The 11,945-nt window shown below is 64.3% G+C and carries 10 protein-coding genes and 1 tRNA gene; 7 read left to right on the top strand and 4 right to left on the bottom strand.

Going from position 1 to position 11,945, the window contains the following annotated elements:
• Positions 1 to 150 precede the first annotated feature (150 nt).
• Together AC6R19_RS22270 and AC6R19_RS22275 are read right to left on the bottom strand one after the other, a co-directional pair.
• Positions 151 to 636: an RDD family protein gene (locus AC6R19_RS22270; RefSeq protein WP_500582074.1), complete on the bottom strand. Its 486-nt coding sequence runs from the start codon at positions 634 to 636 to the stop codon at positions 151 to 153.
• Positions 637 to 763: 127 nt separating this feature from the next.
• A complete protein-coding gene (locus tag AC6R19_RS22275) occupies positions 764 to 1,204 on the bottom strand; it encodes a hypothetical protein (protein WP_500582075.1) in 441 nt (146 codons plus the stop codon).
• 536 nt (positions 1,205 to 1,740) lie between these two features.
• On the opposite strand from AC6R19_RS22275, the gene AC6R19_RS22280 reads away from it, so the two are divergent.
• A complete protein-coding gene (locus AC6R19_RS22280) occupies positions 1,741 to 4,497 on the top strand; it encodes a family 20 glycosylhydrolase (RefSeq protein ID WP_500582076.1) in 2,757 nt (918 codons plus the stop codon).
• A 95-nt stretch (positions 4,498 to 4,592) separates the two neighbouring features.
• Here AC6R19_RS22280 and AC6R19_RS22285 read toward each other — a convergent pair whose 3' ends face one another.
• Positions 4,593 to 5,288, bottom strand: coding sequence for a class I SAM-dependent methyltransferase (locus AC6R19_RS22285; RefSeq protein ID WP_500582077.1), 696 nt, complete (start codon positions 5,286 to 5,288; stop codon positions 4,593 to 4,595).
• An 81-nt stretch (positions 5,289 to 5,369) separates the two neighbouring features.
• On the opposite strand from AC6R19_RS22285, the gene AC6R19_RS22290 reads away from it, so the two are divergent.
• The 5 genes from AC6R19_RS22290 to AC6R19_RS22310 all read left to right on the top strand — a co-directional run bounded on the left by AC6R19_RS22290 (position 5,370) and on the right by AC6R19_RS22310 (position 10,195).
• On the top strand, positions 5,370 to 7,004 hold the full coding sequence (locus AC6R19_RS22290) for a GMC family oxidoreductase (RefSeq protein ID WP_500582078.1): 1,635 nt from the start codon (positions 5,370 to 5,372) through the stop codon (positions 7,002 to 7,004).
• Positions 7,001 to 7,804 carry a putative RNA methyltransferase gene (locus tag AC6R19_RS22295; protein WP_500582079.1) on the top strand — a complete coding sequence of 268 codons (804 nt, stop codon included), beginning with the start codon at positions 7,001 to 7,003 and terminating at the stop codon, positions 7,802 to 7,804. The genes AC6R19_RS22290 and AC6R19_RS22295 overlap by 4 nt, the downstream gene beginning before the upstream one ends.
• A gap of 196 nt (positions 7,805 to 8,000) precedes the next feature.
• Positions 8,001 to 8,456 (top strand): tRNA adenosine(34) deaminase TadA, encoded by a 456-nt coding sequence (tadA, locus tag AC6R19_RS22300; protein ID WP_500582080.1) that lies wholly within the window; start codon positions 8,001 to 8,003, stop codon positions 8,454 to 8,456.
• 1 nt (position 8,457) lies between these two features.
• The gene (locus tag AC6R19_RS22305) at positions 8,458 to 8,880 is read left to right on the top strand and encodes an ion channel (protein ID WP_500582081.1); all 423 of its coding nucleotides are present in this window, start codon (positions 8,458 to 8,460) and stop codon (positions 8,878 to 8,880) included.
• A 115-nt stretch (positions 8,881 to 8,995) separates the two neighbouring features.
• On the top strand, positions 8,996 to 10,195 hold the full coding sequence (locus tag AC6R19_RS22310) for a multidrug effflux MFS transporter (protein WP_500582082.1): 1,200 nt from the start codon (positions 8,996 to 8,998) through the stop codon (positions 10,193 to 10,195).
• A gap of 61 nt (positions 10,196 to 10,256) precedes the next feature.
• Here AC6R19_RS22310 and AC6R19_RS22315 read toward each other — a convergent pair.
• Positions 10,257 to 10,343: transfer RNA gene (locus AC6R19_RS22315), tRNA-Leu, on the bottom strand.
• Positions 10,344 to 10,476: 133 nt separating this feature from the next.
• Between AC6R19_RS22315 and queA the strand changes: the two genes are divergently transcribed.
• Positions 10,477 to 11,517, top strand: coding sequence for a tRNA preQ1(34) S-adenosylmethionine ribosyltransferase-isomerase QueA (gene queA / locus AC6R19_RS22320; protein ID WP_500582083.1), 1,041 nt, complete (start codon positions 10,477 to 10,479; stop codon positions 11,515 to 11,517).
• Positions 11,518 to 11,945: the final 428 nt, after the last annotated feature.

Genomic DNA, 11,945 nt, shown 5'->3' on the forward strand with positions numbered 1-11,945 from the left:
GACCACTGACCACTGACCACTGACCACTGACCACTGACCACTGACCACTGACCACTGACCACTGACCACTGACCACTGACCACTGACCACTGACCACTGACCACTGACCACGACCATTGGCCACTGACCACTGACCACGACCATTGGCCACTACTTCTTCTTCGGCAGCAGTCGCACTTCGGAAGCGGAAACCAGGTCGTGCCAGCTGGCCCTGTCCGCGCGGGTCCAGCCCCAGAAATAGCCGAGTCCCAGGCAGGCGATGGACAGGGGGGCGACCAGGGCGCGCAGTGCGCACTGGCGCCAGCTCAGCTGCACGCCGTCGGGACTGGCCAGCAGCAGGCGCCAGGCACGCATACCGATGGTCTGGCCGGCGGCGCGCCAGGACCAGACGAAATAGCCGGCAATCACGACCGCCGCCCCCAACTGGAAAATCGGCCCACTGACGCAGGGGTTGTAGTCGAGTTCCTCGGGCTGGCAGTTCAGTCCCACCACCGCGGATGCGACCAGCATCGCCACGAAGCCGTAGACCATCAGGAGCCCCATGATAATCAGCGCGTCGTAGACCAGTGCCGCCAGGCGCCGGCCGACACTGGCGCGGGGCAGTTGGGAGAAGGTGGGGGTGTCTGGGTTACTCACGGCAATCTCCGCCAGGAATCAAATGGCGGAGATTCTAACAAACCGCGGCTTTGGGAAGGAGCTTGGAGTTGAAGGTGCTTAACCGGTCGACCGGCACAGGGCCGGTCGAAGTTGTTGATCCGGTCGCCTAGAACTCGTACTCAAAGGAGAAATTGAACTTCTCGTCGGTCAGGCGCACGTCGTAGTCCAGCGACTTGCCGATTGTGCCGTGGCCGCTGGTGTAGCGTATCAGGCGGCTGTTGAATTTGCGCCTGTTCTGTTCGCGGTAGGTCTGCCAGCCCATTTGCAGGATTTCGTTGAGCGCCTTGCCACCGGTGATGGGCTGGAACTTTTCCGGGTTGGTGTGCATCTGCAGCCACTGGTAGTTCAGGCGCCGCTGCACCGTACCCATGGAGTTGTTGCGCAGGTTTTCCGCCGCTTCATACAGGGCGGCGTTGTCCATGCCGAAGGCGCTGTCGATGAAAAAGGCGTTGTCTGCCTGCAGGTTCAGCGCACTGGTGGAGTCGGGAATAAACAGCTCATCGGCGAGACCGGAACTGGAAACGGGAAGCAAAAGCAGACCAAACACGACTGGCAGGTGCTTGCTGGGACGGAATCGAAAACTGCTGAATTCCTTTGAGAGCTCCATTTGATCTACCCCGGGGTGTCTACTTCTTGATCAGACGGCCGCTCGGCAGCCGTTGAATTTATTATGGTTCACCCTTGATGGACTGTTGTATCTCATGACTCTGGCACCGGATGCAACCCCTGTTTGTGGACAGCCCTGAAAAACCGGTCAGCGGGCTGCAGGCCGCGCCACTGCTGGCATTTCCCATTGTTGCCCATCTTTCGGGAGCCGTGCGAAGCGCTACGCCAAAGTTTCTTATTGTCACTTTTACGATACCCCGTCTCCTGTAATGAAAACTTGATCTAGGTCGCCTATTTAATCGACCCTAGGGACCGCCGGGAACCAGGCAGCCCATAGTGCTGCGACGTCTTTAGGCTGCGTTGTTTATACCAGAGAGGTCGCATTGGCACAGCCATATCAAGCTTTCATGCAGCCTGTTGACAGCGTTGTCTTTTCCGCTAAGGTGACGTCTGCGACGAAAGAATAAGAGAAGAGTCATGACCCGCGTTCCACTTTTCCTGTGGCTGGCCCTCGGCGGCCTGCTGTCCGCCTGCGGCCAGTCCGACGGCGCCCGCAGCCAGTCCGAGCAGGTCGAGATCACCGCTGCCGAACGGATTGCGCGCAACTTCTCCGTGACCCAGGAGGTGTTGACCAACTTCCAGGGCGTGGACGCCGCACTGCGCGCCGAGTGCAAGCTCGCCGGCGGTAGTGGCGCCATCTGCTCCACCTACCGCATCTCACTGATCAATGAGGGCCCGCCCATCTCTGCCGACCAGCGCGACTGGACCCTCTACTTCCACAGCATTCGCCGCAGCTTCCGCCTGCTGAACCGGGACGACTTCGTATTGGAACACGTCAAGGGTGACCTGCACCAACTGACGCCCACCGGGCAGTTTGCCGGCATAGCTGCCGGCGAGACCCTGGAGCTGGACCTGCTGGCCGAGAACTGGATGCAGTTCGAGTCCGATTTCATGCCGCGGCTGTTCGTCGTCGACGGGGAGGGCGGGGCCCATGTGATCGAGTCCACCGACAGCGACAGCATCGAGGGGCTGGTGCTGCCGATCAATACCAACCACCCGGACAACTGGAAGCGCACCGCCGCCGACGCCAATGTGCTGGCCACCGCCGCCAGCCGCTACGCCGCTTTCAGCACCGACCGGACCGATGGAGGCGACAGCTGGCGCGCGCGGATCATTCCGCAGCCGCTGTCGTCCGAAGTGACCGGGGAGCCGGTGGCGCTGGGGACCGGTATCGCCGTGGACGCCGGCCCGCTGCAGAGCCCGAGCCTGCACGCCTTCCGCCAGCGCCTGGAGCAACTGGGACTGGCGCCATCCGGCCCCGGCGCCTTTGCAGTGCGGGTGGACATAGATCCGGCAGCTTTCGACGAAGGGGCCCTCGGCGGTCACAAGACGGTCGCGGGAGCCTACACGCTGGATATCGGCGAGCGCAGCGCGCAGATCACCGGCTACGACCAGGCCGGCGCCTTCTACGGCCTGCAGTCCCTGCTGGCCCTGGCGGATGTGCAGAGCCGCACTCTGGCGCGGGTCCGGGTGCAGGACGCGCCGCGCTTCCGGCACCGCGGCCTCTTCCTGGACGTGGGGCGCAACTTCCACAGCAAGCAGCTGGTGCTGAAGCTGCTGGACCAGATGGCCGCCTATAAACTCAATCGCTTCCACTTCCACCTGTCGGACGATGAGGGCTGGCGCCTGGAAATCCCCGGTCTGCCGGAGCTGACAGAGGTGGGCGGCAAACGCTGCTTCGACTTGAGCGAGACACGCTGCCTGCTGCCGCAGCTGGGCTCGGGCCCCAATTCCGACAACAACGGCAGCGGCTACTTCAGTGTCGACGACTATATAGAAATCCTTCGCTACGCCGCCGCGCGCCATATCGAGGTGATTCCCGAGTTCGATATGCCCGCCCACGCCCGCGCCGCGGTGGTGGCCATGGAGGCGCGCTACCGCAAGCTGGTGGACGAGTCGCCGGAAAAGGCCACGGCAGAAGCTGAAAAGTACCGGCTGATAGATCCCGAGGACGACACCCGCTACCTGTCGGTGCAGTTCTACGACGACAGCTACATCAACCCCTGTATCGACTCTACCTACCGCTTCGTCGGCAAGCTGATCAGCGAGGTGCAGGCCATGCACCGGGCCGCCGGCGCGCCCCTGGCCAGCTGGCACTTCGGCGGCGACGAGGCGGTGAATATCCTCGCCGCCGGCAGTTTCGAGGACGCGCCGGGAAGTGATCCGGAGAAGGGCGATGCGCCGGCGGAGGCGCGCCGGAAGCCCTGGAGCAACTCGCCGGCTTGCCGGAAGCTGGTTGCCAGCGGCGAGGTGGAATCCATCGACGAGTTGGGTGAATTCTACGCCAAACGCGTCAGCCGGCTGGTGGCCGACGCCGGCGTCCCCACCATGGCGGCCTGGAATGACGGCGTCAAACACATCGAGGACGCCGGTGGGGAGCTGGCCACCGAACAGAATTACGTGAACTCCTGGGCGCCGCTCTACTGGGGCGGTGGCGACGAGAGTGCCCACCTGGCCGGGGCCGGCTTCGAGGTGGTGCAGTCCCATTCGGACTTCCTCTACTTCGACATGCCCTACGAGGTGGACCCGAAGGAGAGTGGCTACTACTGGGCCTCACGTTATATCGACACCCGCAAGACCTTCAGCTATGCGCCCCTGAACACTGCCCAACTGGCGGAGGTATCCACCGACCGCGATGGCAATGCCTGGTCCGCGACTGCGCCGGCGGCGGATTTCGCCGAAAGCGTGCGCGGCATCCAGGGCCAGCTGTGGAGCGAGGTGGTGCGCACCGATGCCCAGGTGGAGTACCAGATATTCCCGCGCTTGCTGGCGCTGGCTGAGCGCGCCTGGCACAGGGCCGAATGGGAGCTGCCGCCGGCGGCCGGGCAGCAGTTTTCCGCGGAGACCAATTTCGTCGACAAGGCGGCACTCGCCGCGGACTGGCGGGAGTTTGCCGCGGCGCTGGGAAATAAAGAGCTGCTGAAACTGGATCTGGGTGGTGTGGGCTACCGGGTGCCTGTGCCGGGTGCAGTGATCGAAGGCGGTGCGCTGAAGACTGCGCAGCCCTTCCCGGGGCTGCCGCTGGAATATTTCGACGGCGACCGCTGGCAGCCGGTTGGGGAGGAGACGTCCGTGGAAGCCGTGAGGGCTGTGCGCGCGCGCAGCGCCGATGGCCGCCGCGCCGGACGGGCGGTGGGGCTGGCACTGCCGCAGCCGGCAACTGCGCAGCGCTGATTCCGGCATTGATCGCGGCCATGGGCCGCTCCTGCAGGGGAGGGGCAACTTTGTAGGAGCGGCGGGGCGGCCATCCGCCCATGGCCGCGATCGATTTATCCGCTTCCCTTGAGCCTCCCACACAAAATCAACGAAGCCGGCCTGCCGCTCTCGGGATGCAGCGGCTCCCGCAGCCGCACCAGTTCCAGCCCGCCTCGGAGATACAGGTCAACCCAACTCTCCAGGGTGCGGAAATACCAGGGCGCCGGATCGCTGAAATCCCCGCCGAAGCCCGCCCAGGAGCCGGGCCGCCAGCCGTCCCGATAATCGCCGTCGCCGCAGGCCACCAGCGGGTGCAGCGTCTGTACCAGCAGCTGCCCGCCGGGATTGAGCAGCTCTTGTGCCGCGGCAAACAGTCCCTCCACCGACTCCTTGCCCAGCAGGGAAAAGTTGCACACCAGCAGGTCGAATTTCCGTTGCAGCTCACCCGCCGCCAGCGCCTCGTAGCTGAGCAGCCGGTAATGCTCCCGCGGCCCGGCGCGCCGCTGCGCGGCCTCCACCAGTGCCGGTACGGCGTCAATGCCCCAGATCTCTGCGCCGCCCGCAGCCAGCTCCCGCGCCAGCCAACCCTCGCCGCAGCCGACGTCCAGAAGCCTGCCGGGCCGGCACTCCAGTGCGGCGGCTACAATTGCAGCATCCGTGACCAGTTTGCGGCTGGCGATGGCGGCGCCGTCGATGGCGCGGATCCAGGGCGCGGCATTTTTGTGCCAGCTGCGCAGTATCTTTTTATCGCTGAATTCGGAATCGCTCATGGATTCGCTCCGCAAGGCCTGTGACAGTGCTGTGGTCGAGTGTACCGTCTTGGTGCCACAGGAATAAAAAGAGAAATCGATATGCCCCGTCAAATGGTGTTCGACTATGTGATCGTCGGCGGCGGTTCCGCCGGCTGCGTGCTGGCCAACCGCCTCAGCGCCGAGGAGCAACACCGGGTCTGCCTGCTGGAGGCGGGGCCGGCGGACCGCAGCCTGCTGATCAGCATGCCCGCCGGCATCGGTTACCTGGTGCCCGGCAAGCGTTACAACCTGCACCACTACACGGAACCGCAGCGGCATCTGGAGGGGCGCCGTCTCCTCTGGCCGCGTGGGCGTGTCCTGGGGGGCAGTAGCTCCATCAATGCGATGCTCTATATCCGCGGCAGCAGCGCCGATTACGACACCTGGGAAGCCGCAGGTAACCCCGGCTGGGGCTGGCGCGACCTGCTACCGTACTTCCTGCTGGCGGAGGGTAACGAGCGCGGCAGCGACGCCTATCACAGCGGCTTTGGCCCGCTGGCGGTGTCGGACCTGAAATGGAAGACGGAGGCCGGACGCGCCTTCGTGCGCGCGGCCCAGTCCGCCGGCCACCGCTTCAACAACGACTTCAACGGCGGCCAGCAGAACGGCGTCGGTTTCTATCAGGTGACACAGAGGCGTGGACGCCGCTGTTCCGCTGCCGCGGCCTATCTGCACCCGGTCAAAAACAGGCCCAACCTCAGTGTGTTTACCCGCAGCCAGGTCGCGCGGCTGCTGTTCAAGGGCGACCGCGTGACAGGCGTGGAGCTGCTGAACGGCAAGCGCATCCTGGCGAACAAGGAGGTGCTGCTGTGCGCCGGCGCCATCCAGTCGCCGCAACTGCTGCTGCTCTCCGGTATAGGCCCGGAAGCGGAGCTGAAAAAACGCGGCATAGTGCCGCAGGCGCACCTGCCGGGGGTGGGCAAGAATCTGCAGGATCACCTGGATATCACCCAGGTGGTGGAGGCCTCGGAGCCGGTCACCTTTTCCAATTCCTTCTGGCCCAAAGTACAGACTGCGCTGCGCCTGCCGGAATACCTGTTTGCGAACAGCGGCCCGCTCACCAACAATGTGGCCGAGGCCGGCGGCTTCGCCTGCTCCAGTCGCGCCGGCGGGCACCCGGATATCCAGTTCCACCTGTCCGCCGCACCGCTGTTCCTGCACGGCCTGAAAAAGCCCGGTGGCTTCGGCTATTCCCTGCACGCCTGTGCACTCAGGCCCAGGAGTCGCGGCGAAATCACCCTGGCAAGCGGGAATCCGCGAACACTGCCACTCATCCAACCCAACTACCTGAGCGACCCCGAGGATATGGCGGCGATGGTGGAGGGCTTCGAGATGGCGCGCGACATCCTGCTGAAGGCGGATCTGCAGCGCTTCCACAAGCGCTGGTGGAGCCCCGGCAAGCCGCTGCGCAGCAAGATATCCATCAAGCGCTTTATCCGCCGCCATGCGGAGACCATCTATCACCCGGTGGGTACCTGCAAGATGGGCGGTGACGAGCTGGCGGTGGTCGATGCGGAACTGAAAGTGCATGGTGTCGATGGACTGCGGGTAGTGGACGCCTCCATAATGCCCACCCTGATCAGCGGCAACACCAATGCGCCGGTGATCGCTATCGCGGAAAAAGCCGCGGATCTGATTTTGCAAAAGCAGCCGATCCCGCTGTTAAAGAATACGGAGCCCCTGGAAACAGAATGATCTGGCAATGCCCCGTCTGTCAGTTACCACTCCAACTCGGCGACAGCAATTGGCGCTGCACCAACAAACACAGCTATGACTGCGCCCGCGAGGGCTATGTCAACCTGCTGCCGGTCAACCGCAAGCGCAGTCGGGAGCCGGGCGATTCCGCGGAAATGCTGCAGGCGCGCCGGCGCTTTCTCGAGGCGGGTCACTACCGCCCGCTGGTGGAGGCAATAGTCGCGCTGCTGCCCTATACCCCCGGACGACAGCTATTGGATATCGGCTGCGGCGAGGGCTTCTACGTCCGCGGGCTGCAGACCGCCGGCTGGCCGGCGCAGGCGCTGGCGGGCGTGGATATCGCCAGGGCCGGCGTGCGCATGGCGGCCAAGAGCCAGCCCGGTGTGCAGTTTGTGGTGGCCAGCAGTGTCGGGCTGCCGCTGGCGCAGGACAGCGTCGACCATCTGCTGCGGGTCTTCGCGCCGGCGTCGGATGAGGAGATGCACCGGGTGCTGAACCCGGGCGGCTCGCTGCTGGATGTATCGCCGGGGCCCGAACACCTGTGGCCGCTGAAGGAGGCGCTCTACGACGAGCCGCGACGCCACCCGCCACCCAAACCGGTGGATGGTTTTGCGCCGGAAGTGGAGATGCGCTGCTGCTTCCCGTTCAAGCTGCAGGGCCGCGAGGCGATCGCGGACTTCCTGAAAATGACGCCCTTCGCCTGGAAGGGCAACAGCGACGTGCGCCGCGAGCTGGAACTGCGGGACAGCCTGAAGCTGGAGGCGGACTTTGTGGTGCGGCGGTTGATCAGCAAGAAATAACCCTGCTGCCGGAGGCCATTTGGGCCCTCGCATCTGGCTCCGGTATTCTTTCCCGAGCCCCGATGGGGTGAATAGTTTTGTAGGGTGGACAAGCGCCAGCGCGTCCACCAACCAGAAGGCGGATGCGCCCGGCGTGGACTCGCTCGACGCCTATCCGCCCTGCTGTTTCGCACAGAGAAGAAATACAGCGTTATTTATGGCAACCCCTAGAGATTACGGATTTATGCGCCGCGCCCTGGAACTGGCGGAAATCGCCGGCGAGCGCGGTGAGGTGCCGGTGGGCGCGGTGCTGGTACACGAGGGAAAAATCATCGGCGAGGGCAGCAACCGCCCGATCGGCAACTGCGACCCCAGCGCCCACGCCGAGATCATCGCCCTGCGTCGCGCGGCGGAGCAGATGCAGAATTACCGCCTGCCGCAGACTACTCTCTACGTCACCATCGAGCCCTGCACCATGTGCTTCGGCGCCATGGTGCACGCGCGCGTCGGCCGGCTGGTGTACGGCGCCACGGAACCCCGCGCCGGGGCGGTAGAGAGTCGACTGAAACTGGGCGAGTCGGGTTTTTACAATCACAGGATTGCCGTGGAGGGCGGCGTGATGGCGGAGGAGGCGGCGGTGCTGGTCAGGGAATTTTTCGCAAGCAGGCGCTGAGATGCTGATCTCTTTCCTGCTCAACAGTTTTCTCGTGGCGGTGACCGTGGTGATTCACCACGAGGCGCTGAACGGCCTCTTTCGGCTGGGGCAGAAAATCTCGATGCGGCGCAATGTCGCCGTACTTACCGGGGTTTTCGGCGCGATGCTCGCGCACATTGTGGAGATCTGGCTGTTCGCCCTCGGCTATTTCTTAATGGTGCACTCGGAGTACTTCGAAACCCTGGAGGGCAACTTCGACGGCAGCCTGATCGACTGTGCCTACTTTTCGTTTAGCACTTACACCTCCCTCGGCTTCGGCGATATAGAGCCCATGGGCCACCTGCGCTTTACCGCCGGCCTGGAGGCGCTCACCGGCCTGATGATGATCACCTGGACGGCGTCGTTCATGTTCCTGAAAATGCAGAAGTACTGGAAAAACTGAAGTCACGCCGGGCTTGGTAATAGTGCCTGTCCTGCTAGAATGCTCTGCTTCACCCCTGAGCGCTTATCCATAAGAAGTCAGGGCCGGGTGGTATTCAGCAGAGGCATTGGAAGTGATGAAGTCGGATCTGGTCAGGATGGCGCTGATTCTCGGGCTCCTGAGTTGTGTGGGCCCTTTTGCAATCGATATGTACCTGCCGGCCCTGCCATCGATCGCCGAGAGCCTCGGCGCTCCGGTGGAGGCCACCCAGTACACACTGATGTCCTATTTCGTCGCCTTCGGCGTCTGCCAGCTGTTCTACGGCCCGGCTTCGGACATGTTCGGGCGCAAGCCGCCGCTGTATTTCGGCCTGGTGCTCTTCGCGGCGGCGTCCCTCGGCTGCGCATTTGCGCCCAGTATCGAGTGGCTGATCGCGCTGCGCTTCGTGCAGGGGGTCGGCGCCGCCTCGGTGATGTCCATTCCGCGGGCGGTGATCCGTGACCGCTACACCGGCACCGAGGCCACCCGCCTGATGACCACGGTAATGCTGGTGATCTCCATCTCGCCGATGCTGGCGCCCCTGGCCGGCAGTGCGCTGATCGTCCCCTTCGGCTGGCCGTCGGTGTTCGTCGCCATAGCCCTGGCGACCATCGCCAGCCTGGTGCTTGCCGGATTGGGGCTGCCGGAGACACTGAAGCCGGCGGACCGGGTGCCCTTCAAGTTCAACGCCATGACCAGTGCCTTCGCCACGCTGCTGCGGGATCCCGGCTATATGGGGCTGACCCTGATCGGCGGCCTGGGCATGTCGAGCTTCTTCGCCTTCCTGTCCACGGCGTCTTTCCTCTATACCGGCCACTACGGCCTGACGCCCACCCAGTTCAGCCTCGCCTTTGCGCTGAACGCGCTCGGGTTTTTCACTTCCAGCCAGTTTGCCGCCAACCTCGGCGAGCGCTTCGGTTCGGTGGCAGTGGTCAGGTGGGCCGTGGCCGGCTTCGCCACCAGCGCCTCGCTGATGTGTGCCGTCTTCGTTGCCGGGTTCGACAGCTTTGTGCTGCTGGTTTCCATGCTGCTGGTGACCAATGCCTTCCTCGGCCTGGTGATCCCGACTTCGATGGTGCTGTCCCTGGAGGAGCACGGCCCCATCGCCGGCACGGCCGCCGCCCTGGGCGGTGCGCTGCAGATGCTGCAGGGCGCCGTGGCCATTGTGATCGTCAGCCTGGTGTTCGATGGTACGCCGCTGCCGTTGGTGGCGAGTATTGCGGTCTGTGCACTGTTGGCATTTGGCTTGTCGTTGTTGACGTTGCGTGGTACCGCGCAGGTGGCGGCGCAGTCTTAATATTTTTTCGCCAATTCCGCTATCAAATAAAAAAGCCCGCTCTAGGCGGGCTTTTTTGATCTGGTACCAGAGGCCGGACTCGAACCGGCACGGGTTTTACCCCAACGGATTTTGAATCCGTCGTGTCTACCAATTTCACCACTCTGGCATAGGGCGCGGCCTCGGGGCCGCGGAAGAGGGCTGATTATAGCGGCGGGCAGGTGCCGGTCAACCGGATTTGGCGGCGGGGCGGCTTTCCGTTACTCTTCGCGCCCGAGTTGTTGACCGCCTAAACTGATGCCATGCGCCGCCAGGATTTCCACTTCGACCTGCCCGATGAACTGATCGCCCGCGCCCCGGCGAAAGAGCGCCGCGGCAGCCGCCTGCTGTGCCTGGACGGCCCCAGCGGCAGCGTCGAGCACCGCCGCTTCGCGGAGCTGGCCGATCTGGTGGACGCCGGCGACCTGCTGGTATTCAACGACACCCGGGTGATCCCGGCGCGGCTGTTCGGGTGCAAGGCCAGCGGCGGCAGGCTGGAGATACTGATCGAGCGGGTGCTGGACGAGTGCAGGGCGTTGGCCCATATCCGCTCCAGCAAGTCCCCCAAGCCCGGCAGCGAGATACTGCTGGAGGACAATACGGTCCTGGAGATGACGGCGCGCCACGAGGCGCTGTTCGAGCTGCACTTCCCGGAAGAGGGGGTGCTGCCGGTGCTGGAGCGCCTCGGCCATATGCCGCTGCCGCCCTATATCGACAGGCCGGACGCCGAAGAGGACCGGGAACGCTACCAGACGGTCTACAGCCGCGAGGCCGGCGCCGTGGCGGCGCCCACCGCCGGGCTGCACTTCGACGAGGCGATGCTGGATGCACTGCGCAGCAAGGGGGTGGAGACCGTCTTCGTGACCCTGCATGTGGGCGCCGGCACCTTCCAGCCGGTGCGGGTGGACGATATCTTCGAGCACAGGATGCACAGCGAAGTGATGAACGTGCCCGAGTCGGTGTGTCGCGCAGTGGCGGATTGCCGGGCCCGCGGCGGCCGGGTGATTGCCGTGGGGACCACCAGCGTGCGTGCCTTGGAAAGCGCCGCGGCTGGTGGTGAACTGAAGCCGACAGTGGGGGAGACGGATATCTTTATCTATCCGGGCTACGAGTTCCGCGTGGTGGACCGGCTGATCACCAACTTCCACCTGCCGGAATCGACGCTGCTGATGCTGGTGAGCGCCTTTGCCGGCTACGGGCAGACGATGGAGGCCTACCGCGAGGCGGTGCGCGAGAGGTACCGCTTCTTCAGTTACGGGGATGCGATGTTGATCAGCCGCAATCCAAAAGTCAGTGGCTGGTGACGGGCCCTCTCCCCCGGCCCCAGTGACTCGCGCCATCCATGGCGCTCGCCGCTGCGCGGCGCCTTCGGCGTCCAAATTTGCTCCCGGCAAATTTGTCCCGCAAGCGGGGGAGGGGAGCTATTCTATCGGATTTTGTAGGGTGGATAAGCGTCAAGCGCATCCGCCGCTTTGGTCGGTGGATGCGCCCGGCGTGGATGCGCCCGGCGTGGATGCGCCCGGCGTGGATGCGCTTGACGCTTATCCGCCCTACGATTTTCCCGAGTTCCGAGTCGTAGTGCGCCGTGCGCACCATTGGCCCGGCGGTGCGCATGGCGCATCCTACTTGAGTCCCGAGTCCCGAGTCCCGAGTCCCGAGTCCCGAGTCCCGAGTCCCGAGTCCCGAGTCCCGAGTCCCGAGTCCCGAGTCCCGAGTCCCGAGTCCCGAGTCC

Source organism: Microbulbifer sp. SE14, from assembly GCF_059834885.1.

Bases quoted from the DNA above. Each gene is read 5' to 3' on its own strand.
- tadA (WP_500582080.1), top strand. From the start codon at position 8,001: ATGGCAACCCCTAGAGATTACGGATTTATGCGCCGCGCCCTGGAACTG.
- AC6R19_RS22310 (WP_500582082.1), top strand. From the start codon at position 8,996: ATGAAGTCGGATCTGGTCAGGATGGCGCTGATTCTCGGGCTCCTGAGT.
- AC6R19_RS22305 (WP_500582081.1), top strand. From the start codon at position 8,458: ATGCTGATCTCTTTCCTGCTCAACAGTTTTCTCGTGGCGGTGACCGTG.
- AC6R19_RS22280 (WP_500582076.1), top strand. From the start codon at position 1,741: ATGACCCGCGTTCCACTTTTCCTGTGGCTGGCCCTCGGCGGCCTGCTG.
- AC6R19_RS22290 (WP_500582078.1), top strand. From the start codon at position 5,370: ATGCCCCGTCAAATGGTGTTCGACTATGTGATCGTCGGCGGCGGTTCC.
- AC6R19_RS22295 (WP_500582079.1), top strand. From the start codon at position 7,001: ATGATCTGGCAATGCCCCGTCTGTCAGTTACCACTCCAACTCGGCGAC.
- AC6R19_RS22285 (WP_500582077.1), bottom strand. From the start codon at position 5,288: ATGAGCGATTCCGAATTCAGCGATAAAAAGATACTGCGCAGCTGGCAC.
- queA (WP_500582083.1), top strand. From the start codon at position 10,477: ATGCGCCGCCAGGATTTCCACTTCGACCTGCCCGATGAACTGATCGCC.